Consider the following 22,487-nt stretch of genomic DNA (forward strand, 5'->3'; position numbering starts at 1 on the left):
TCGCTGATAGAGCTGCCCCTCTTTTTAACCGACCTCTGTATACCGACCAAGGAACCGAACCGCATGTCACGACACCGCTGCTCCTGGGAAAAAGCTGCCGCACTGGCGGTGGGCCTCAGCCTGGCTGCCCGTATCGGCACGCTGCTGGTCAATGCCGCCACCTTTCCGCACCTGAGGCGGCCAGCTGGCCCGCCACCCGACCTGAGCGGCGTCTCCTTGCTGGTGCCGGCCCGCGACGAGGCGCACAACCTGCCCGGCACCCTGCCCGGGCTGCTGCGCCAGGGCGCCGGCGAGGTCATCGTGCTGGACGACGGCAGCCGCGACGGCACCGCCGAGCTGGCACGGTCGCTGGGAGCGCGGGTCATCGCCGGGCAGCCCTTACCGCCCGGCTGGCGCGGCAAGCCCTGGGCCTGCCAGCAGCTGGGCGCGGCAGCCAGCGGGAGCGTGCTGGTGTTCACCGACGCCGACGTGACCTGGCAGCCGGGCGCCCTGGCCGCCTTACTGGACGCATGGACACGCGAAGACGCCGACCTGCTGAGCGTGTGGCCCCGCCAGGACAACCGCTCTCCCGGCGAACGCTTCCTCACCCCGATGGTGGACACGCTGACGCTGGGCCTGCTGCCCTGGCCGCTGCTGCGCTGGCCTCAGCCTGCGCTCTCGGCCGCCAATGGTCAGGTGATGGCGTTCCGGCGCCGCCCCTACCAGGAGGAGGGCGGGCACGCCCTGGTGCGGGGCGAGCTGCTGGAAGATTTCGCCTTTGCGCGGCGCTTCAAGGAACGTGGCCGCACCCTTACGCTGGTGCTGGGCGGCGACCTGATAAGCGTGCGGATGTACCGCTCGTACCGCGAAACTCTTGAAGGCTTCGGCAAGAACTCGCTGGCCGCTCACGGCGGGCACCGGGCCGGGCTGGCGCTGGGGGCAGTGGCCGTGTTTTTCACCTACAGCTGGCCTTACCTGACCCGCAACCGCACCCTGGTCGCCCTGGGGCTGGCCGAAGCGCTGCTGGTGCGGGTCATCACCCGCCGCACCCGCCCGGACGAGCTGGCCGAAGTGCTGCTCACCCCGCTGATCGCTCCTGCGGGCTGGCCCTCCTACCTGCTGGCCGCCCGCCGGCAAGTGGCCTGGAAGGGCCGCCGCTACCAGCAGTAGGCGGGGGCCGCGCCCAGGCCAGGTCAGCTCGGGCCAGGTTAGCTCAGGTCAGCCCTGCCCGGGCAGGTCCGGCTGGCGCTCTCCCCGGGAGGCGTCCAGCTCAGCTACGGCCGGCAGGTCCACACGCTTACCCGTGCGGGCACTCTCGTAAATCGCGTCCATCACGATATGGTCGGCCACGCCTTCCTCGCCGGGAGTCCAGGGGATTTTGCCTTCGCGGATACACTGCGCGAAGTGGTCCACCTCATTGCCGAACTGGTCGTAGTAGGGAAAGCGCGGCTGGTGTGCGGCTTCCGTATCCGTGAGGGTCAGCCGCAAGCAGCCGTAGTTGAAGGCCGGGTCCAGCTCCACCTTGGCCGCTTCGCCCACCACGCGCAGGGTGGAGGTGTCGCGGGAACCGTAGCTCGTGTGGCAGTTGGCGACAATGCCGCCCTCGAAGCCCATCATCCAGCTCACGCGCTCCTCGATTTCGGCAAAGCGGGGGTCGCCCTGCGGCCGGTTCGCGTCCGCGAACACCCAGAGCGGTTCTTTGCCCAGCACGAATCGGATGATGTTCAGCGAGTAGATGCCCACATCCACCAGCGGGCCGCCGCCGGCGTACTCCATTCGCATGCGCCAGGCTTCGGGGTCGTGTTCGGTGTGCGAGTGGATGGAATCAATGGTGCGGACAGTGCCCAGCCGGCCGCTGTGTACCGCTTCCCGCACCGCCCAGTGCTCGGGGGTGTACTGGCAGCGGTAGGCGGTCATCAGCAGCACGCCGGCCTCGCGGCAGGCATCCACCATCGCCTGCGCGTCGGCCACGTTCGTGCTCAGAGGCTTTTCGCACAGCACGTGCTTGCCCATGCGGGCGGCCCGCTCCACGAACTCGCGGTGCATCGAGTTGGGCAGCACGATAAACACCGCTTCCACATCGTCCCGCTCGGCCAGGCGCTCGAACTCGCCGTAGGTGTACACGTCGTCCTCGGTCAGGTCGTTCGCGTGGGCGAGCGCCACCCCCTTGTCTTTTTCGCTGGTCACCAGCGCCGCCAGAAAAGCGTGCCGGCTGGTGCGGATGGCGGGAATCAGTTCCTCGGCGGTCAGCTTGCCCAAACCGACCACGGCGTAACCGACGCGCTGACGTTCGGCTTCGGGTCTGGGAATTTCAGGTTTCAGAGGCATGGGTTCACCATAGCGCGGGACCGGTTTTATGCGGCCAGGGCGGCACATCTCCCCATGCCGGGCCGCCGGCCGTGGCCCAGTCTGGGGAAATGCCCATATGCATGAAGCTCCCGGAGGCCCGGGGTTCAGCGCCCGCGCCTTCGGGAGACCAGTTCAGCGTTCGGGAAACCAGTTCAGTCGGCAGCCAATTCCTGCGCGGTGCCCGCCCCAGTCACGTGGCCGTCTTCCAGGCGCACCACGCGGGTGCACAGGTCCAGCACGCGCTCGTCGTGGGTGACCATCACGGCAGCCTTGCCGCGCTCCCGGACCTCGCGGGCCAGCATGGTCACCACTTCGCGGCCGCGCACGCCGTCCAGGGCAGCGGTAGGCTCATCGGCCAGAATCAGCTGGGGGTCGTTCATCAGCGCCCGCGCAATCGCCACACGCTGCTTTTGCCCGCCCGATAGCTGCTGCGGGTAGTGCCCGGCCCGCTCCGCCAGGCCCAGGCTGCCGAGCAGTTCGTCGGCCAGGGTGCGGGCCTGCGCTCCGCCCCGGCCGGCCAGCCCCGGCACCAGCGTCAGCTGTTCGCGCACGTTCAGGTATGGAATCAGGTTGCTGGCCTGCAGCACGAAGCCGATGTGGTGCAGCCGGAAATCGGCCAGCTGGCGGGGATTCAGGCGGCTCAGCTCCTGCCCGGCGATGGTCACGCTGCCGTCCGTGGGGATCTGCAGGGCGCCGGCCAGGGTGAGGAAGGTGCTCTTGCCGCTGCCGCTGGGACCAATCACGGCCACCAGCTCGCCGGGATAGACCTCAAAGTCGGTGGGGTGCAGCGCCGTCACCTGACTGTCGCCGTCACCAAATACTTTGCTCACACCGCGCATGGCGAGGGTAGGGGCAGCGGTCACAGGCGGAACGAAAGCGGGAACGGTACGGGTCAATGCAGTCATGTTTTGAACTCCTTGGAGTGAGAAAGAGCGGTGGAGTGGGGAGGGCAGAGGGGGCAGAGGGCTCCAAACTCCCTTGGAGCGAGGCAGCCCCCCGGACACGGAACTCAGCCCTGGCCCAGCGCCTGCAACGGGTCGGCCTGGGCAATGGTGCGCAGGCTCAGCAGACTGCCCAGCAGCGACACCAGCAGCAGCAGGCCGCCGGCCTGGGCCACGGCGGACCACGAGAGCGCGAACGGCAGGCCCGCGGGCAGCACCTGAACCGTGCCGAACATCGCGGCAGCGGCCACAGCCAGGGCGCCTACCGTCAGCAGCAGCACCTGGGCCACCAGGCTGCCGGCCAGGGTGCGCATTCCGGCCCCAATCGCTTTGAGCAGGCCGAACTGCGCCGTTTTTTGCAGGGTCATCACATAGAAGAACACCGCCATCACCAGCGCCGACACCGCCACCAGAAACACCTGAATCATCAGCAGGCTGCCCTGCTCTTCCTTGTAGCCTTGCAGCGACTGCAGCGCGTCGGCGCGGGTCTGGGCGGCCAGGCCCTGCGGCAACTCGCCTGCAGCGCCGGCTTCCAGGGCCACCCCGCTCACGGTGCCCCCGGCGCGGGGGTTGAGGGTCTGCCACTCGTCCAGCGTCACGAACATCACGGGTTGGTGGTTCAGGCGGGCGCCTTCGGTAAAGCCCACCACCTTCAGCTGCTCGCCGCTGGGCTTGAGGATGATGGTGTCGCCCAGCTGCACCCCGTCTTCCTTGAGGGTGGCGTCTACCACGGCGCCGCTGCCGCCGATGGCCTGGCCCTCGGTGACCTTGGGCGCCAGGAAGGAATCCTTTTCCAGGCCCATCATCACGGCGCCCAGCTGGGTGCTGTCTGCGCTGTTCACGCCGAAGCTGGCGAAGCTCTGGGCAAAGGGAGCCGCGCCCGGATTGGCTTTTTTCAGGGCCGCGACGTCCTCTTTGCCGATAAACGACCGGGTGAAGTTGCTGTCGGCGTCGGTGGTGGTCACGAAGGTGGCGGCGGGGTTATGCAGCATCCAAGCGGCGCTGTCTTCGCTCAGGCCACGGGTCAGGCCCAGCAGCATAAACACCATAAAGGCCAGCAGCGCGGCGATTCCGCCCAGCAGGGCCGAGCGGAGCCAGTTGAATTTCAGTTCACGGAGGGCAAGAAACATAGGCAAAACTCCTTTGAAGGGGGACAGAGTGGATATGACCGACCGTTCGGTCATCTCTTGTGACTTACCGTACGGTAAGGAGGCAGGAGAAGTCAAGGCCTGGCCCGCCACATGGACGCTGGCTTAAGGACAAAGCGTGCGCTGGACGCACTGGGCCGCTCCTCTACCCGTGCATCCCTCCTACCTGTGCATCCTTCGGCGGCGCCGAGGTCCGGCTCAGGTCATGCTGGCCGCACCGCCGAGGCGCAGTTCTGGCCGTGGCGTCTGGTGCCCGCCTACCGCCAACTGAGCAGCAGCCCCAGCAGCCCGGCCGCACCCAGCAGGTACAGCACCGGGGGCAGGGCCAGGCGCATCAGCTGGCCCTCGCGCCCGCTCAGGCCCACCACCGCAGCGGCGGCCACCACCTTGGCCACGCAGATGATGTTCCCAGCCGCCGCGCCGCTGGCCTGCAGCGCCAGCAGCAGCTGCGGCGACGTGCCGAGCTGCGCGGCCACGCTGCCCTGCAACAGGCTGAACATCACGTTGCTCAGGGTGGCGTTGCCGGCCACGAAGCTGCCCAGCGCCCCGACGACCGGCGCGGCCAGCGGGTACAGCGGCCCCAACAGCCCAGCGGCCGCTGCCGCCAGGGCCAGCGGCATGCTGGGCAGACCACTGGCGCTGAACTCCGGCCCCGAGTTGATAAAGACGAACACCAGCGGCAGCGCCGTGAGCAGGGTCAGGGCCGTGCCGGTCAGGCTGTGGGCGGTGCGCTGCGCCGCCGCACGCAGCTGGCCTGGGCTGAGCCGGTAGCCCAGCGCCGTGCACACTGTCACCACCAGAAAAACGAAGCCCGGCAAGTACAGCGGCTGCAGCGACTGCGAGATGCCAGTGCCCAGCAGGTCGCTGAAGCCCAGCTGCGGGGCCGCCAACCACCCGCGCAGCGGCAGGGCGTCCAGGCGGGTCAGCACCAGCAGGGCGCCCACCGCCAGGTACGGTCCCCAGGCCTGCCAGGTGGGCAGCGGAGGCGTGCAGCGCGGCGGCAGCGGCGGCAGCGGCTGCCCGGTCCACTCGGGCGGCCACGACTCACGCGGGGCGAAGTCCCAGGGCCGGGCCGGCTGGAGAAAACCGCGCCGCACCGCCACCACGCACAGCAGCAACCCGGCCAGCCCGCCTACGATGCCCGGAAACTCCGGGCCGGTCAGTGCAGCGGCGGCCCAGGCCGGCACGGTGTAGGCCAGCCCCGCGAACAGCGCGAAGGGCCAGACCTCCAGCCCCTCCCGCCAGGAACGGCGCGCCCCGAAGGTGCGGGTCATCAGCGCGGCCAGCACCAGCGGCAGCAGTGAACCTACCAGCAGGTCCAGCGCAGTCAGCTGTACGCCCACCTGCCCCAGAAAAGCGTCCATCCCCCCGCCCGCAGTGACGGCAGGCACCAGGGCTGCACTCACGCTGCCCCCCTCGCTGAGGCCCTGGCGCATGCCGATCAGCAGGGGGGTGCCGGCGGCCGCAAACGGCACCGGCGTGCTGTTGCCGATCAGTGGCAGCGCGGCCGCCGCCAGCGCCGGGAATCCCAGCGCAGCCAGCAGCGGCGCGGCAATCGCCGCCGGCGTGCCGAACCCGGCCGCCCCCTCTATGAACGCCCCGAACAGCCAGGTCACCAGAATCACCTGAATGCGCCGGTCGGAGGTCAGGCCCATGAAGCTGCGCTGCATCACCTCTACCGCGCCCGACACCTGCAGCACGCTGAACAGCGCCATGGCCCCCAGCACGATGTACAGGATGGACAGCGCCACGAGCACCCCCTGCGCCAGCGACGCCAGCACCGCCGGCAGGCTGACCTGCCAGTGCAGCAGGGCCAGCGCCACGGTCAGCAGCAGGCTGAGGGTCATCGCCTGCACAGCTGGCCTCCGCAGCACCGGCAGCAGGACAAACACGCTCAGGATGGGCAGCAGCGCCAGCAGCGCCGTCATGGGCGGGCCTGGTGGGCGGGCGGGAGAGCGGTGGGCATGTGCTGATTATTCCGTGCGGGACCCCCAGCAGGCACGAGAAAGGCCGCGCCCGCAATCGCTGCCGGGCACGGCCTGCCTACCTCGGTGGTCAGGGACAGACGTTCAGCGGAGAAGCCGTGTTGCGCGGCGACACCGTGCCCGCCTGGAAGTCGGCGCCGTAGCTGCCGGTGTCGGTGCAGCCCCCATTCAGGCGCCGGGCGCTGGTGGTATTACTCAGGCCGCTGAAGGGCACGTAATCCACCACGCCGGCGTCACTGGACGCGGCGATTTTGGCGGTGCCCTGCACCAGCGCCACCTGACCGGCGCTGCCGCTCATGGCCAGGATGCCGCTGGCGTCGGGGGTGGGCAGCGGCTGCGTGCCGCCCGAGCCCTTGGCCTGCTGCACCAGGTAGTACTGCCCAGGGGCCAGGTCGTAGCTGTTCAGCGGGGTGACGGCCCAGCTGGTGCCCGTGGCGCTGGCGTACTGCACCGAGTAGCCGCCCAGGTTCACGCTGGCGCGGCCCGCGTTGAAAATCTCGATGAAGTCGTGGGTGTAGGTGGCCCCGGAGTTGCCGCCCCCACCGTACACCTGGCTGATGACCAGGCCGGCGCCCGCCGGCTGGGGAGCCGGGTCGGTCACGTCAGGGGCGCCCACGGTCACGTTCAGGCGGGCAGTCTGCGTCTGACCATCTACGCCCGTGGCCGTCACGGTCACCGGATAGTTGCCGGCTGCCGCGAAGGTGTGCGCGGCGCTGACAGCCGCCGGGTCGAGGGTTTCGGCGCCGCTCTGGTCGCCCCAGTCCACCGTCAGGCGGCTGAGTGGCGCACCCGCAGCGATGTTCAGGGTGTAGGGCTGGCCGGCGGTTACGGCAGGTTCGCCGGTCACGTTCAGCGTCAGGCGCGCCTCGTCGCGGGTCAGGTTCAGGCCCACCAGCACCGGGTCGTGGTCAGAGGCGCGGAAAGGGTTGTTCTGCCACAGGTCGGGGCTGGTGCACACGTTCGTGCGGCACTCGGGGTTGGCCTTGTATTCCACGTTGTAGTCGGCCAGCGTGGGTTCGTCGGCGTTGATGTGCCACTCGGTCACGCCGCTCACCTGCGCGTCCAGGCTGCGGCTGGCGAGCGCGTGGTCCAGGTAGCCGAACTGCCCGCCGAACTGGTAGGAGTAGCGCTCCTCGGCGGGAATCCGCAGGTTCTCGCTGACAAAACCGCCGTCCACGATGGTCTGGATGGGCTTTTCCGCCCCGTAGGCGTTGAAGTCGCCCATCAGCAGCACGTCGCTGTCACCGCTCTGCGCCTTCAGCCGCTCCACGAAGCCCAGCAGGGCACGGGCCTGCTGCACGCGCAGCTCGTTCCAGCAGCCTTCGCCGGTGTCCATGTCGCCGCTGCTGGGGCAGCTGCCCTTGCTCTTGAAGTGGTTGGCGACCACCGTGAACACGCCGCCACCCGCATTGTCGCGGAAGGTCTGCGCCAGCGGGGGGCGGCTGTGCACCGGGTCGGTGTCGGTCTGGTAGGTGCCCAGCGGCGTCACGCGGGCCGGCTTGTAGATGACAGCGACCTTGATGGCATCGGTGCCGATGGTGCCGGTCTGCACAGCGCGGTAGGTCTCCGACCCGTAAGCAGCGTTCAGGCTGGCCACCAGGTCGTTTAGCGCCACGTCGCCGTTGTTCTGCACTTCCATCAGCGTGACCACGTCGGCGTCCAGGCCGCGCAGGGCCGCCACCACTTTGGCCTGCTGGCGGCCGAATTCGTAGGCGCTGTCCGCGCCCCGGTCGTTCGGCCCAAAAGTGGTGAAGTAGTTCAGGACGTTGGCTCCGGCCACTTTCAGCGTGCCGCCCACGTCCTGCGGGGCCACCGGGCGCGGATTGGCATTCACGAAGTTGGGCGCGGCGGTGGGTTCCACCTTGAACGCGTTGTTGGCGTAGTGCAGCACGCCGGTAAGTCCCTGAACGGTGTCGCCGGTGCGGCGGGTGCCCTCGGCGCTGAGGTAAGGCAGCTCGGCGGGGTTCTGGGCCGAGTTGCCGTCGTCCAAGGTGATGGTGCGGGCCGCGTTCTGCTCGGGCGTGGTGGCCTCGTTGCCGTTGGTCGGGTTGAACAGCCGCCCGCCGCTGCTCAGGCCCAGCTCGCCGTAACGGCCATAGCCGTAGTTGTTGGTCACGGTCAGGGTGTCGGGGAAGGTGACGGCCATGCCCTCGTAACGTTCCAGGTCGGCGAAGGGAGCCTGCACCGGCACCGGCTGCGGCGCTTGCCCACGGCCGCAGCTCACAAAGGCGCTGATGCCGCTCAGCTGGGTGGAGCCGTAGAACTCGGCCACGCTGCCGCTCAGCTGCACCAGGTCGCCCACCTGGACCTGCTGCGGCGCGGTGCCGGTGTACACGAACACCCCGTCGCTGGTGGCCGCGTTGCCGTCGCCCTGCGCGTCCTGCACGAAGAAGCCGCGCAGACCGGTCTGGAAGTCGGCGGTCACCACGCCGCGCACCGTCACCGTCTGCCCCAGCAGGGGGCTGGCGTCGCCGCTGCCCTGCACGGCGGGAATGGCCGTCAACGTGCCGGCAGGCGCAGGGCAGCTGCTCACGGCGGTCAGGGGCACGTTCACCCGGCTGCCGCCCTCGGCGTGGCGGAAGGTCTGGCTGCCGGTCTGGGTTTCGCGGCCGTCCGCTGCTTTGCCGGTCACGGTCACGGTCTGCCCGGCGCCGGTCGGCACGCCGGTAAAGGTGCCCGTCGCCACGCCGTCCTTGACAGTGAGGGTCTGGGTCCGGTCACCAAGTTGGGCCACCAGGCCAGTCGTTTCGGGCAACACGCCCTCCACCACCACGGTCACGTCGGCCGTCACGCGCCCGAAGGTCAGGGGCGCGGTGACCTTGCCGCTCGACAGGTTGATGCTGGTCTGGGCGGTGTACAGCACTGCGCCGCCCTCGGCGTCATAGGTGCGGACGGTCACGGTGTACTTGGGGTCGCCCTTGGGCAGACCGCTGAGGTTCACGCTCGCCTGACCGCCCCGGATGACCGCCGGGAACACTTTGCCCTGGGGCAGCGCAGCGCCTTGCAGGGTAAAGGTCACGTGTGCCGCGCCCTGGGGCACATTTACACTGAGGGCGTCGGCCTTGACCGACAGGGTTTGCAGGCTGCTCTCGGCGCTGGGAGCAGCGCTGACGGAAGCTGCCGGAGCGGTGGCTGGCGCTGTTTGGGCAGCAGGAGCGGGCGCCTGACCGCAGGCAGCGAGCAGCAGGGCGCAGGATAGCAGCAGGGTGGGTTTCATGGACATGGGAACTCCTCTAGAACGAGCCAGGGGCGAAAAAGTAGCGCTGATAGGCGGAAAATTGTGTGCGGAAAACAGCCCTAGCAGGATACGCGAGTGGGTGTCAGCCGTGCGTAATGCCTGCGCTCAGCAGGCAGGCCGGGGTGTTCCTGGCCCCAGGAGTCGGCCGCGCAGCTGGGCTTCGGGCACCCAGAAAGCGTGGGCGCCTACGCCGTAGCGTTGCAGCGCCCGCGCCAGCAGGTGTAGCCGCTATACACCGGCCCAGCCCCGCCAAATCCCTGCTGCCGGACATGCGAATGCAGCCCGTCGGCTCCGATAACTGCGGCGTACACCCTCTCTCCTCCGCTGCTGAGCTGAACCCGCACGCTACCCGGGACCCCGACTTGCTGGCGCAGATGCTCTTTGCGCTGTATGAGGCAGCCCCGCAAAGCTGGCTGCCGGGCATGACCAGCTACGAGGAGGCACGCTCGGCGCTGCGCCGCAGCGTGGAACTGCTTGAGCCGCCGCCCACTTGGCGTCCTACAATAGGCATCATGACCAAAATCCGCCAAGAGTCCGACACCATGGGCACCCTTGAAGTAGACGCCTCCAAGTACTGGGGTGCACAGACCGAGCGCAGCATCCACAATTTCCCGATTGGCCGCGACACCTTCGTGTGGGGCCGCCCCGTCATCCGTGCGCTGGGCATCCTGAAAAAGGGCGCGGCGCAGGCCAACGCCGAACTGGGCGAACTGCCGCAGGACATTGCCGACCTGATCGTGCAGGCCGCTGACGAAGTGATTTCGGGCAAGCTCGACGAGCACTTCCCGCTGGTCGTCTTCCAGACCGGTTCGGGCACCCAGAGCAACATGAACGCCAACGAGGTCATCTCCAACCGCGCCATCGAAATCGCGGGCGGCGAGATGGGCAGCAAGTCGCCCGTGCACCCCAACGACCACGTGAACCGCGGCCAGAGCAGCAACGACACCTTCCCCACCGCCATGCACATCGCCGTGGTGCTGGAACTCAACGAGCGGCTCTACGGGTCGGTCGGCAAGCTGCGCGACACCCTGCACGCCAAGGCCGAGGAGTACAAGGATCTCGTGAAAGTGGGCCGCACCCACCTGCAAGACGCCACGCCCATCACGCTGGGCCAGGAAATCGGCGGCTGGGTCGCGCAACTCGACTACGCGCTGGCCGAAGTGAAGCACGCTGAGCAGGGCCTGCTGGACCTCGCCATCGGTGGCACGGCGGTCGGCACCGGCCTGAACGCGCACCCCCAGTTCGGTGACCTCGCCGCCAAGAAGTACGAGGCCGAAACCGGCTACAAGTTCCGCTCTGCCGAGAACAAGTTCGCCGCCCTGAGCGCCCACGACGCGCTGGTGCAGACCTCCGCCGCGCTGCGCACCCTGGCCGGTGCCCTGATGAAGATGGCGAACGACGTGCGCTGGCTGGCGAGCGGCCCCCGCAACGGCATCGGTGAAATCAACATCCCCGAAAACGAACCCGGCTCCAGCATCATGCCCGGCAAGGTGAACCCCACGCAGTCGGAAGCCATGACGATGGTTGCCACCCGCGTCTTCGGCAACGACGCCACCGTCGCTTTCGCGGGCAGCCAGGGCAACTTCCAGCTCAACGTGTTCAAGCCCGTGATGGTCCACGCGGTGCTCGAAAGCATCCGCCTGATTGCGGACGCTTGCCTGGCCTTCAACGACAACTGCGCCGTCGGCATCGAACCCAACGAGGCCAAAATCAAGGAAAACCTCGACAAGAACCTGATGCAGGTGACGGCCCTGAACCGCCACATCGGCTACGACAAGGCCGCCGCGATCGCCAAGAACGCCCACAAGAAGGGCATCAGCCTCAAGGAGTCGGCGCTCGAACTCGGGCACGTGACCGAAGAAGAATTTGCCCAGTGGGTCGTGCCGCTGGATATGACCCACAGCTGAGCCACTGCTGAAGCGCCCAGCCCAGGGCAAAGCCGCAGCGCCGTTTCCCCACCGGGGAGGCGGCGTTTGCTCTGGCCGCTCCTCTGCCCTGGTCTCCGCCCTGACACGCCCACCACACCCGCGCCCTACCTTCTCCCTGAACCCGGCCGCCTGCCGGGCCCCAGGGGAGGTCAGCTATGAACAAACGCGGATGGCGGCAGGTGGGATGGGTTGTGGCGTGTGGGGCAGCGCTGGCGGCGTGTGGGGCAGCCGTGCCGCCCAAGGGACAGCTGGCGGCACAGAGCGTGCAGCCCGAATCCAGCTTCATGCTGATGGCGCTGCCCGACACGCAGTACTACTCCGCCTACTGGCCCGAGCACTTTAAGCGGCAGACCGGGTGGCTGGCCGCGCATGCCGGGGAGCTGAATGTCAAGCTGACCACGCACCTGGGCGATATCGTGGATATGCCGCTGATGCCGTACCAGTGGGACCGGGCGGATCAGGCGATGCGGCAGCTGGAAAATGCCGGCGTGCCCTACAGCGTGCTGCCCGGCAACCACGACATTCTGCTCAGCGTGGCCGACGACCGCCACCGCGTTCCGGGCGGCGAGGAGTATCTGCGGCGCTTTTCTCCGGCGCGGGCCGCCCAGGGCAGCACTTTCGGTGGCCGCGACGCTACCGGCTGGAACGAGTACCACACCTTTACCGCCGCCGGGCAGGAATTTCTGGTGCTCGCCCTGAACTGGCGGGCCTCGGCGCAGACGCTGGACTGGGCGCGGCAGGTGATGCGCGAACACCCCAGCAGCCCCACCATCCTCACCACGCACGACCTGGTGGGCTACCGCAGCGGAGAGCTGGGCCTGACCAGCAACGGCGAGTACCTGTGGAAAAACCTGATTGAACAGAGCAACCAGATTTTCCTGACCCTGAATGGCCACGACTACAACAGCGAGGTGCGTGGCGCCCGAATCAGCCGCCTCAACGCCGCCGGCCAAGGGGTGGACATGGTCCTGGTGGACTACCAGAACGGCTATCAGGGCGGGCAGGGCTACCTGCGCGGCATGGAATTCGACCTGGCGCGGGGCCGCATTGAGATGATGACCTTTTCGCCGTCGCTGGCTGCCGGCGTGGGCCATAAGCCGGGCAGGCCCAATCCGGCAGAACTTGCCCAGGAGCACAGCCACTTTTTCCTGAACGTGAATTTCCGTGAGCGCTTTGCCGCCTTTGCCCCCGACTTTCCTACCTTCGCGGCTCCGCGTGAGGTGTCCCTGACTGACCGGGTGCGCCAGACCCTACGTTAGGCGGCCCCACCGGACCCACGGTGGCAACAGAAACGCTAAAGCCGCTCTCGCCACCGCCAGCCGCGCCACACGCATACTTTGCCCATGTGGAAGAGCAAATTCCTGCTGTTCAGCCTGTGCCTGGGCGCCGTATCCTGCACCGGGAAACCGTCGGAGCAGACGGTCACCGTTTCCGAGGCCAGCGCCTCCCCGACCAGTACCTCTCAGGCAGGCACCTCGCAGGTGGAAGCGGGTTCGGCCGTCAGCACCTCAGTGCCAACCACTTCAGCACCAGTAACTTCGGCGCCGACCACCTCAGCGCCGGCCACTGCGTCCGGCATGGCTGGGCATGACCACGGCGCAGGCGGCCCCGACCTGACCGGGTTGCAGGGCGAGGCGTTCGACCGCGCGTTCCTGTCCATGATGGTGGCGCACCACCAGGGCGCGGTAGAGATGAGCCGCCCGGCCCTGAACAGCGAAGACCTGCAGGTGCGCGGCTGGGCCGAAGCCATCGTGATGGCGCAGGAACGTGAAATAGAGCAGATGACGGCCTTGCTGGAGCCGCTGGGCGGTCTGGACGAGGCTGCCGCCGCCCCCATGCGTGCCGAGATGCAGAACATGGCTGGCCACACCGGGCACGCGGCCAACCCTGACCGCGCCTTCGTGGAGGCGATGCTTCCGCACCACCAGTCTGCGGTGGACATGGCGCAGCTGGCCGAGGGCCGCTCGCAGAACGCCGACGTGCTGGCCCTGGCTCAGGACATCGTGGCGACCCAGCAACGCGAAATGGCCGAGTTCAGGGACTATCTGGCCCAGTAATGCCCCAGGCCAGCAGAGCAGTTCGCACCTCAGCTGCTGGGGCGGCACCTGGGACAGCGACCGGCAAGCAGAGACAACCGGGCGCCCCGCCGTTTGCCCCGTTGGCCTACAGGCAAGCCAGCGCAGACTCCCCGCTACGCTGCGGATTCGTTGCCCACTTATCCACGGCCCCGGCTCCTCCCCTATGCTGGCGGCATGAACCCCAAAACCTGTCTGGCGGTCCTTGCCCTCTGCGCTGCTCCGGCCTACGCCCAGTCTTCCCTGCCGGTGGCCGTGCCCGTCACCCCGCAGTGGCAAAAGGAAATCAGCGCCGCAGCGGTGCAGTTCACCGGCCAGCCCTGCGTAGGCGAGTACACCGTGGACCGCACCGCCGGCCACTTCAGCGCCGCGCAGTTCGCGCAGGCGGCCGCCAGCGCCAAACAGTTCACCCAGGACTTCCAGGCCTTCTTGCCCGGCGCCGAGGTCCGCTTCGACAGCGACAATGACCGCCTGACCCGCTTCGCGCTGCTCAAGACGGCCCTGCCGCTGTTCAGCCAGCAGGAACGCCGCAGCGACGGAGTCTACACCCTCAACTGCTCACTGGCGCCTGCATAGCCTTGACGAATACCGCATAACACGCTAGAGTATTGAACATAACCGCTCCCAGTGAGCGGGTTTTTTTATGGCATGGGGGCAAGGTGGGTGGGTCAGGGCGGGTACTTCTGCTACCTTGCCAGGATGACCGATTCCTCCAAGCCCACCGAATTGAGCGCGGCGCAGTGGACCGATATAGAGCTGACTGCACGCGGCAAGCAGGACAAGTCGCGCACCCTGCGTGAACTGGGCCGCCCTGAAACGCCCGAAAGTGCCCACGCGCTGCTGCTGGAAGCCGGCCGCTGGACCGAAGCCCAGACCCCTTACGCTGAGCGGCTGGGCACGGCCCTGGACGCCGTACAGCTGCCGGTGCCCGCATGGCCCGAAGAGGAGCGGCTGGACCTGACCCACCTGCCCGCCTTCGCCATCGACGACGAGGGCAACCAGGACCCCGACGACGCCCTAAGCGTGGAAGAGCTGGAAGAGGGCCTGACCCGGCTGTGGGTCCATGTGGCTGACGTGGCCGCGCTGGTCACGCCCGGCAGCCCGCTGGACCGCGAAGCCCGCGCACGCGGAGCCACCCTGTACCTGCCCGACCGCACCATTCACATGTTGCCCGAGGCCCTGGTGCAGCAGGCCGGCCTGGGCCTGAGCGACACCAGCCCGGCGCTGTCCATCGCCCTGGACCTGGACGCCAACGGCAATGCCGACGCCGTCGAGGTTCACCTCACCCGCGTGCGGGTACAGCGCCTCAGCTACGGCCAGGCGCAGGCCATGTTCGAGCAGGGGCATTCCGAATTCACCCGCCTGGCCGAGCTGGCCGGCGTCAGCCGCGATATCCGCTCGCAGGAAGGTGCCGTGAGCATCGACCTGCCGGAAGTGCGGGTCAAGGCCGACGCAGCGGGCGCACAGGTGCTGCCGCTGCCCCGTCCGGAAATGCGCGCGGTGGTGCAGGAGTGCATGACACTGGCCGGCTGGGCCGCCGCCATCTACGCCGACGACTTCGAGCTGCCGATTCCGTTTGCCACCCAGGATCCGCCCCACCGTGAGGTCAGCGGCGACAGCATGACCGCGCACTGGGCACGCCGCAAGACTCTGGCCCGCACCCGCTTTCAGTCGGCCCCCGGTGCGCACGCCGGCATGGGCCTGGACCTGTACACGCAGGCCACCAGCCCCATGCGCCGCTATCTGGACCTGGTGGTGCATCAGCAGCTGCGGGCGCACCTCAGCGGCGCAGAGCCCATGAGCGGGCGCGAGGTGGCCGCCCACATTGCCGAAGCGGGCATCGGCTCGGCCAGCACCCGCACCGCCGAGCGCCTCAGCCGGCGGCACCACACCCTGCGCTATATTGCCGCGCAGCCGGAACGCATCTGGGACGCTGTGGTGGTCGAAAAGCGCGGTCCACAGGCCACCCTGCTGATTCCCGACCTGGCGCTGGACCTGCCAATGACCACCCCGGCCACCCCCGGCAAGGAGCTGAAGGTACGCCTCGCTGTGAGCAGCTACCCCGAGTTGAAGGTACGCGCCAGCGAAGCCTAGACCGCCTAAAACATAAAAAAGTCCTCAGATTTCACATATGCATGAAACGAAATGCGTGTAGGACTGCCTTCTGACACCGGAACCCTAACTCACCTTGCATTGTTGGCCGGTCCGCTACGAGTAGAGTGACCCTATGTGCTCACAGGTCAAGGACATCGTCTCCATCCGGCTCAGTCATTGCCGGGCTGAGCGGGCCGCTTCCGAGGGGCAGTACCACCTGGCAGCACTGCACTACCGCAACTGCCTCGAAGCGGCCGAGCGGCGGGAGGACTCACAGGCGGTGCGCTTTTTCGCGCTGCGCCTGGCCCACTGCTACACGAGCATGGGTCTGTCGGCCAAGGCACAGGCGTTTGCCGACCTGGCCGAATACGCGCCGGCACAGCCTGTGCGCCGCCGCCCTGACAGTGACGCCCCGGCCGGCGGCGCGCTCGGCTGAACTAACGCCGGATATCCTGGGCGCCGGCCTGTGCAGCCTCGTGGCGCATGCGAAAAGCGCATAGGGCCAGCAGGGCGGCCAGCGGGAAGGGCACAGCTCCGATATCCATCTGGACATCGAAGCCGTCAGTCACGCCACCTAGGCGCCCACGCACCTCGCCGGCGTAGATACGGAAATTCGCATCCGCACCCTTGGTGACGCCGCCCAGGCGGCCACTGGCTCCCTCCGGAGTGAAGTCCAGCACGAAGGCTGTGCCCTCCAGATAGCTGCCCAGCCGGCCTTCCATGCGGGTGCCGGCCACCGCTGCTTCCACGTCGAAGCCGTAGCTGACTCCACCCACCCGGCCGGCCAGTCCGGCTGGCGCGGCGCCCACCCGCACGTCCATGCCGTTCAGGTAACTGCCGATCCGGCCCACAAACTCCTGCCCGGTCCACTGCGCCTGGAGATCGTAGCCATCGTCTATAGACCCGAAACGCCCCTTCAGATTGCTGCTTACTGTCATGCTGCCATGCTAGGCAGCCGGCGCCCACAAAAGCCCTACAGCTCTGAAGCCACAGAAAAACCAGCCCCGCAGGGCTGGCGTCGGCTTGAATGAACTGACAGGCTCAGAGGTCCAGCAGCAGGCGGGCCGGGTCTTCCAGCAGGTTCTTGATGGTCACCAGGAACTGCACGCTGTCGCGGCCGTCAATGATGCGGTGGTCGTAGCTCAGCGCCACATACATCATCGGGCGAATCACGATTTCGCCGTTCACCACCACCGGGCGCTCTACGATGTTGTGCATGCCCAGGATGGCGCTCTGGGGCGCGTTGATGATGGGGGTGCTCATCATCGAGCCGAAGGTGCCGCCGTTGGTGATGGTAAAGGTGCCGCCGCTCATGTCTTCCATGGTCAGCTTGCCGGCGCGGGCCTTCTTGGCAAAGTCGCCGATGCCTTTTTCGATGTCGGCCAGGCCCAGCTGGTCGGTGTCGCGCAGGATAGGCACCACCAGGCCACGGTCGGTAGACACGGCAATACCGATGTCGTAGAAGCCGTGGTAGATGATGTCCTTGCCGTCTACGCTGGCGTTCACCACAGGGAACTGCTTGAGGGCTTCAGTGGCCGCACGCACGAAGAAGCTCATGAAGCCCAGCTTGATGTCATGCTTGGCCACGAACTGGTCTTGGTACTTCTTGCGCAGGTCCATGATGGGTTTCATGTCCACCTCGTTGAAGGTGGTCAGCATGGCGGTGGTGTCCTGCACTTCCTTGAGGCGCTCGGCAATCTTCTGGCGGATGCGGGTCATCGGCACGCGCTCTTCGGGGCGGGCACCGGCAGGAATCTGGGCTGCCGGCTGGGCGCCTGCCTGTGCCGGCGCAGCCTGACCGGGCTGAGCATTCATGGCGTCGGCCTTGGTGATGTTGCCGCGGGGGCCAGTGGCCGGCACCTGGGACGCGTCCAGGCCCTTTTCAGCCACGATCTTGCGGACAGCGGGCGACAGGTCGTCACGGCGCTCGCTCTGGGCGGCAGGCGCAGGCACGGCCTGAGGCTCACGGGCCTGGCTTTCACCGCCCGCACTCTGCGAGGGGTCGGCGCTGGTCGCGGGAGCTTCTGCCGCAGGAGCAGCGCCCGCCTCGCCAGCACCCAGCTCGCCCAGCACTTCTTCGCTGAGCACGGTGTCGCCTTCGTTCTTGGTCACGCTTTTCAGCACGCCGTCTTCCTGGGCAATCACTTCCAGCACGACCTTGTCGGTCTCGATTTCGGCCAGCACGTCGCCGCGCTTGACCGCGCTACCGGGCTGCACGTTCCAGGCCAGCAGGGTGCCTTCGGAAACGGATTCGCTGAATACGGGAACTTTGATCTGGGACATGGGGTATTTCTCCTCTGGGAATAAGGGGGGTTTGGAGTTCGGCAGGCGGCGGCGGGCCTCAGCCCTGAGCGCCCGCTTCCTGCGTCAGCTTGACCTGAGCTTCGTAGTCTTCGCGGGAGATTTTCTCGCCCAGTGCGCCGGCAATCACGGCGGCCTGCTCCTTGACGTGCACATGCGAGTAACCCGTCGCGGTGCTGGCGGCGCGCTTGCGGCTCACATGGCTGAGCGTGTGGCCCAGGTTCACTTCGGCCAGGGTGCGCTCCAGGTCTTCCCGGATGAGCAGCCAGGCGCCCTGATTCTCGGGCTCTTCCTGCGCCCAGACCACCTGGGCACCGGGATGACGGCGCAGTTCCTCGGCCAGCTCCTCGGTGGGGAAGGGGTAGAGCTGCTCCAGACGCACCAGCGCGGTGCCGTGGTAGCCCTCGCGGTCTTCCTCGCGGGCATCGAACATCTCCCAGTGCAGCTTGCCGGAGCTGATGACCACGCGGCGGGCCTTCTCGACTTCCTGATCACCAATCACGTTACGGAAACGGCCCTCGGTCAGCTCGCTCAGCGGCGACATGGCGCGCTTGTTACGCAGCAGGCTCTTGGGCGTCATCACGATGAGGGGCTTGCGGTAGCCACGCAGCATCTGACGGCGCAGCAGGTGGAAAATCTGCGAGGCGCTGCTCGGCACCACCACCTGCATGTTGTTCTGAGCGCACAGCTGCAAGTAGCGCTCCAGGCGGGCGCTGGAGTGCTCGGGGCCGGCGCCCTCGTAGCCGTGCGGCAGCAGCAAGGTCAGGCCGCTGAGGCCCAGCCACTTGGTTTCGCCTGCGGCGATGAACTGGTCAATCACGGCCTGCGCTCCGTTGGCGAAGTCACCGAACTGCGCTTCCCACAGCACCAGCGTATTGGGCGCGGAACCGGAGTAGCCGTATTCAAAGGCCATCACGCCTTCTTCGGAGAGGGTCGAGTCAATCACTTCGGCGCGGCCCTGCCCAGGACGGATGAATTCCAGGCTGAGGTAGTCGCCCTTGAGGGGGTCCAGGCCACGCTGGTCATGCACCACGGCATGACGGTGCACGAAGGTGCCACGTCCGGAGTCTTCACCGCTCAGGCGCACGTTGTAGCCTTCGTCCAGCAAGGAAGCGTAGGCCAGCATCTCGCCCATGCCCCAGTCGAGCGGCTGCTCACCGCGGCCCATGGCGCGGCGGGCTTCCATCACGCGCTTCACGCCACGGTGCAGCTCGAAGCCTTCGGGGAAGGTGGTCATCTTGTCGGTCAGTTCGGCCAGCTTCTCGGCAGACACCGCGGTCTCGGCCACCGACTGCCAGTTGGACTCCTTGGCGGCCTGCTTGTACTCGGCCCAGCGCTTGCCCAGGTCACTCACGGTATCTTCGGTCAGCTCGTCCACTACGCTTTCGCCGCGGTCCAGACGGTCACGGTAGGTGTCGGCCAGTGCCTTGACGCCGGCTTCGTCGATCACGCCCTCGCCTATCAGCTTCTGGGCGTACACGGCCAGCGTGCCGGGGTGCGCCTTGACCTTCTGGTACATGATGGGCTGGGTCATGGTGGGGTCGTCGGCCTCGTTGTGGCCGTGGCGGCGGAACGACACCAGGTCGATGAACACGTCCTTGCCGAACTGCTGGCGGTAGGCCAGCGCCAGGTCGGCCGCGAACGCCACCGCTTCGAGGTCGTCGCCGTTCACGTGCATCACGGGCGCGTTGGCGATCTTGGCGACGTCGGTGCAGTAGCGGCTGGAGCGGCTGTCACGGGGGTCCGAGATGGTGAAGCCCACCTGGTTGTTGATCACGATGCGGATGGCACCGCCGGTGGTAAAGCCGCGCAGGCGCGACATGTTCAGCGTTTCCATCACCACGCCCTGACCGATTACAGCGGCGTCCCCGTGCACGGTAATCGCCAGGACATTGTCGCGGCGCACTTCGCGCATCTTCTCGGGGGTTTCGTCGCGGCGGTCCTGGCGGGCGCGGGTCGAGCCGTGCACCACGGGGGCCACCAGTTCCAGGTGGCTGGGGTTGAAGGCCAGCGCGAGGTGCAGCGGGCCGTTCTGGGTCTTCACGTCGCTGGAAAAGCCCAGGTGATACTTCACGTCGCCCGAGATGTCGGGGTTCTCGCTGAGCACCTTTTTGCCCTCGAACTCGTCGAAAAGGTCCTTGGGGCGCTTGCCGAAGATGTTGACCAGGGTGTTCAGGCGGCCACGGTGGGCCATACCCAGCACGATTTCCTTGATGGCGGGAACTTTGCCGGCCTGGGTGATGATGCGGTCCACCAGCGGAATGAAGCTCTCGCTGCCTTCCAGCGAAAAGCGCTTCTGGCCCACATACTTGATGTGCAGGTACTTTTCCAGGCCCTCGGCAGCGTTCAGGCGGTCCAGCAGACGCAGCTTGTCTTCCTTGGTAAAGCCGTCGCGCTTGCCTCCACGCTCAATCTGGTCCTGGAACCACTCACGTTCCTCGCTGGGCAGGTAGTTGTACTCGTACCCGATGGGGCCGCAGTAGATGCTGCGCAGCTGTTCCAGCACCTGGCTGACCGTGCCGGAGAAGTGGCCGTCCTTGACCTGCTCGTTCATCTGGGCGGCGCTCAGGCCGTAGTATTCGGGGTTCAGCTCGGGGGCCAGGGTCTTGTCGTGCAGACCCAGCGGGTCGAACTCGGCCTGCAGGTGGCCGTACACCCGGTGCGCCGTAATCAGAGCGCTGATGGCCTGCTGGGCTCCGCTGGCTTCACCGGCAGGCACCGTTGCCTGCACGGTGCGGCGGTTCTGGCGGCCCAGGTCATAAAAAGCCTGCTGGACAGCCGAGTGCCGGCGCTCCTGCACACCGCCGCGCTCGGCATCGAAAAAGGCGCGCCACTCGGGGTCGACGCTCTGGGGGTCTGCCAGATAGTCTTCATACAGCCCGTCCAAAAAGGCCGCGTTGCCACCTGACATGATGGTTTCTGGTCGAGTCATAACGCATTCAGCATACCGCCCTTTGCCTGAAGTGGGGGCCGGCGGCGTCCTGCAGAAACGGCCTGGCAACGGCGCGCCCCTGTCCCTGCGTGAGTCACAGCTTTCCTGCGCCCACAGCCCTGTTTTGCCCTGACCGGCTCCGGAGTGCCGGGCCGGGGCCACCCCCTCACCTTTAGCCCGGTCCCATCTGCGCCTGGGGCGGGTTTGTCATCATGGCGTCATGACTGAAGATTTCAGAGAACCTACAGGTAGACAGACGGCCAACGAGCAGGCAACCAGCGAGCACGACACCGGCAACGGCATGAACAGCCAGAGCCACTGGACCGGCGACGAGGCCATCAGCCGTGGGGTCAGCCCAGCCAACCAGCCAGCCGTGGACGCCGGCACCGCGCTGGGCGGCGACCCCACCCGCAACGAGGACGACGCGGACCAGGGGGTGCCTGAAAGTGTGGTGGAGGGCGACGGCCGCAACGCGACCGGCACCACCTTCAGCGCCGACCCGGCTGGCGACAAGCGGCTGTGAGCGGCGCCCTTCAAGCCGCTCAGGGCGGGTTTCTGGACCTCTTTCCAGCCGGCGCCCAACTGACCCGGCTGGCCGGCGACTTCACCTGGACCGAGGGACCGGTCTGGATTCCGGCGCGTGGCTGCCTGGTGTTCAGCGACGTGCGCCAGAACCGCACCTGGCGCTGGACGCCTGGCCATGGTCTGGCAGGCGGCACCGGCCTGGAAGAGGAAATGAACCCCAGCCACCACCAGAACGGCCACTGCCTGGACGCCCAGGGCCGGCTCATTGCCTGTTCTCACGGCGATCGGGCGGTGCTGCGGCAGGAAGAGGACGGCCGCTGGACCACGCTGGCAGCTGAGTGGCAGGGCCGGCGGCTGAACAGCCCCAACGACGTGGCGCTGCACCCGGACGGCAGCCTGTGGTTCAGCGACCCCACCTACGGCATAGACAAGCCCGAAGAGGGGTACGGCGGCGAAATGGAGCAGCCGGGACGCTTCGTGTACCGCATTGCCCCCGACGGCACGCTGAGCTGCCCCATCCAGGACCGCCACAAGCCCAACGGCCTGGCGTTCCTGTCGGCCAGCGAGCTGCTGCTGGCCGATACCGGCGACAACTCCGCCACCCATCTGTACCGGGTGGACGGGAGCCGGGCCGAGTACGTGCGGGAGGCTTTCCGGGTAGACCAGGGCAAGACCGACGGCCTGCGGGTAGACGCCGAGGGCCGCATCTGGAGCAGCGCTGGCGACGGCGTACATGTGCTCGCCCCGGACGGCCAGGAACTGGGCCGGATTCTGGTGCCCGAAACGGTCGCCAACCTCTGCTTCGGCGGAGCGGACGGCACGGACCTGTTCATGACCGCCACCAGCGGGCTTTATCACCTGCCCACCCGCGTCCAAGGTTGGTAGTGCTGGCCGGAAGAGGGGCGGTACCGCAACGGCCACGGCTCCGCCCCTCTTCCGGTACGCTCTGATGCGCTTCAGGCCAGTCGTGCGCCCAGGGCAGCTGGCAGCCA

Annotated in this window: 17 protein-coding genes; 9 read left to right on the forward strand and 8 right to left on the reverse strand. The window is 67.5% G+C overall.

Features of this window, described 5'->3' with window-relative positions; genetic code table 11:
* Positions 1-63 precede the first annotated feature (63 nt).
* Positions 64-1,149, forward strand: a complete 1,086-nt coding sequence (locus DEIPR_RS08815) for a glycosyltransferase family 2 protein (protein ID WP_013615482.1) — start codon at positions 64-66, stop codon at positions 1,147-1,149.
* Between the two features lie 48 nt (positions 1,150-1,197).
* Here DEIPR_RS08815 and DEIPR_RS08820 read toward each other — a convergent pair whose 3' ends face one another.
* From DEIPR_RS08820 to DEIPR_RS08840, 5 genes are all read right to left on the reverse strand, one after another.
* Complete coding sequence (locus tag DEIPR_RS08820; RefSeq protein WP_041222046.1) at positions 1,198-2,307, reverse strand: Gfo/Idh/MocA family protein; 1,110 nt, start codon at positions 2,305-2,307, stop codon at positions 1,198-1,200.
* 173 nt (positions 2,308-2,480) lie between these two features.
* On the reverse strand, positions 2,481-3,233 hold the full coding sequence (locus tag DEIPR_RS08825) for an ABC transporter ATP-binding protein (protein WP_013615484.1): 753 nt from the start codon (positions 3,231-3,233) through the stop codon (positions 2,481-2,483).
* 104 nt (positions 3,234-3,337) lie between these two features.
* On the reverse strand, positions 3,338-4,399 hold the full coding sequence (locus DEIPR_RS08830) for an ABC transporter permease (RefSeq protein ID WP_013615485.1): 1,062 nt from the start codon (positions 4,397-4,399) through the stop codon (positions 3,338-3,340).
* Positions 4,400-4,674: 275 nt separating this feature from the next.
* On the reverse strand, positions 4,675-6,345 hold the full coding sequence (locus DEIPR_RS08835) for an L-lactate permease (RefSeq protein ID WP_013615486.1): 1,671 nt from the start codon (positions 6,343-6,345) through the stop codon (positions 4,675-4,677).
* Between the two features lie 127 nt (positions 6,346-6,472).
* Complete coding sequence (locus DEIPR_RS08840; RefSeq protein WP_013615487.1) at positions 6,473-9,625, reverse strand: ExeM/NucH family extracellular endonuclease; 3,153 nt, start codon at positions 9,623-9,625, stop codon at positions 6,473-6,475.
* A gap of 527 nt (positions 9,626-10,152) precedes the next feature.
* On the opposite strand from DEIPR_RS08840, the gene fumC reads away from it, so the two are divergent.
* The 6 genes from fumC (at position 10,153) to DEIPR_RS08870 (ending at position 16,173) form a co-directional block, all read left to right on the forward strand.
* Positions 10,153-11,547: a class II fumarate hydratase gene (gene fumC / locus DEIPR_RS08845; RefSeq protein ID WP_041222866.1), complete on the forward strand. Its 1,395-nt coding sequence runs from the start codon at positions 10,153-10,155 to the stop codon at positions 11,545-11,547.
* A gap of 176 nt (positions 11,548-11,723) precedes the next feature.
* Entirely contained in the window at positions 11,724-12,827 is a 1,104-nt protein-coding gene (locus DEIPR_RS08850; RefSeq protein ID WP_013615489.1) for a metallophosphoesterase, read from the forward strand.
* Between the two features lie 84 nt (positions 12,828-12,911).
* Entirely contained in the window at positions 12,912-13,625 is a 714-nt protein-coding gene (locus DEIPR_RS08855) for a DUF305 domain-containing protein (RefSeq protein ID WP_013615490.1), read from the forward strand.
* 195 nt (positions 13,626-13,820) lie between these two features.
* Positions 13,821-14,219, forward strand: coding sequence for a hypothetical protein (locus tag DEIPR_RS08860; RefSeq protein ID WP_013615491.1), 399 nt, complete (start codon positions 13,821-13,823; stop codon positions 14,217-14,219).
* Positions 14,220-14,342: 123 nt separating this feature from the next.
* Positions 14,343-15,737 (forward strand): RNB domain-containing ribonuclease, encoded by a 1,395-nt coding sequence (locus tag DEIPR_RS08865; protein WP_041222050.1) that lies wholly within the window; start codon positions 14,343-14,345, stop codon positions 15,735-15,737.
* Positions 15,738-15,870: 133 nt separating this feature from the next.
* Entirely contained in the window at positions 15,871-16,173 is a 303-nt protein-coding gene (locus DEIPR_RS08870; RefSeq protein WP_013615493.1) for a hypothetical protein, read from the forward strand.
* 1 nt (position 16,174) lies between these two features.
* Here DEIPR_RS08870 and DEIPR_RS08875 read toward each other — a convergent pair whose 3' ends face one another.
* The 3 genes from DEIPR_RS08875 to DEIPR_RS08885 form a co-directional block, all read right to left on the reverse strand.
* Positions 16,175-16,675 (reverse strand): hypothetical protein, encoded by a 501-nt coding sequence (locus DEIPR_RS08875; protein WP_013615494.1) that lies wholly within the window; start codon positions 16,673-16,675, stop codon positions 16,175-16,177.
* A gap of 103 nt (positions 16,676-16,778) precedes the next feature.
* The gene (gene odhB, locus DEIPR_RS08880; protein WP_013615495.1) at positions 16,779-18,020 is read right to left on the reverse strand and encodes a 2-oxoglutarate dehydrogenase complex dihydrolipoyllysine-residue succinyltransferase; all 1,242 of its coding nucleotides are present in this window, start codon (positions 18,018-18,020) and stop codon (positions 16,779-16,781) included.
* Positions 18,021-18,078: 58 nt separating this feature from the next.
* Positions 18,079-20,970 (reverse strand): 2-oxoglutarate dehydrogenase E1 component, encoded by a 2,892-nt coding sequence (locus DEIPR_RS08885; protein ID WP_013615496.1) that lies wholly within the window; start codon positions 20,968-20,970, stop codon positions 18,079-18,081.
* Positions 20,971-21,190: 220 nt separating this feature from the next.
* On the opposite strand from DEIPR_RS08885, the gene DEIPR_RS08890 reads away from it, so the two are divergent.
* Together DEIPR_RS08890 and DEIPR_RS08895 are read left to right on the forward strand one after the other, a co-directional pair.
* Positions 21,191-21,493, forward strand: coding sequence for a hypothetical protein (locus DEIPR_RS08890; protein WP_013615497.1), 303 nt, complete (start codon positions 21,191-21,193; stop codon positions 21,491-21,493).
* On the forward strand, positions 21,490-22,380 hold the full coding sequence (locus DEIPR_RS08895; RefSeq protein ID WP_013615498.1) for an SMP-30/gluconolactonase/LRE family protein: 891 nt from the start codon (positions 21,490-21,492) through the stop codon (positions 22,378-22,380). The genes DEIPR_RS08890 and DEIPR_RS08895 overlap by 4 nt, the downstream gene beginning before the upstream one ends.
* Positions 22,381-22,487: the final 107 nt, after the last annotated feature.

Origin of the sequence: Deinococcus proteolyticus MRP, from assembly GCF_000190555.1 — a bacterium.
Classification (GTDB): Bacteria; Deinococcota; Deinococci; order Deinococcales; family Deinococcaceae; genus Deinococcus; species Deinococcus proteolyticus.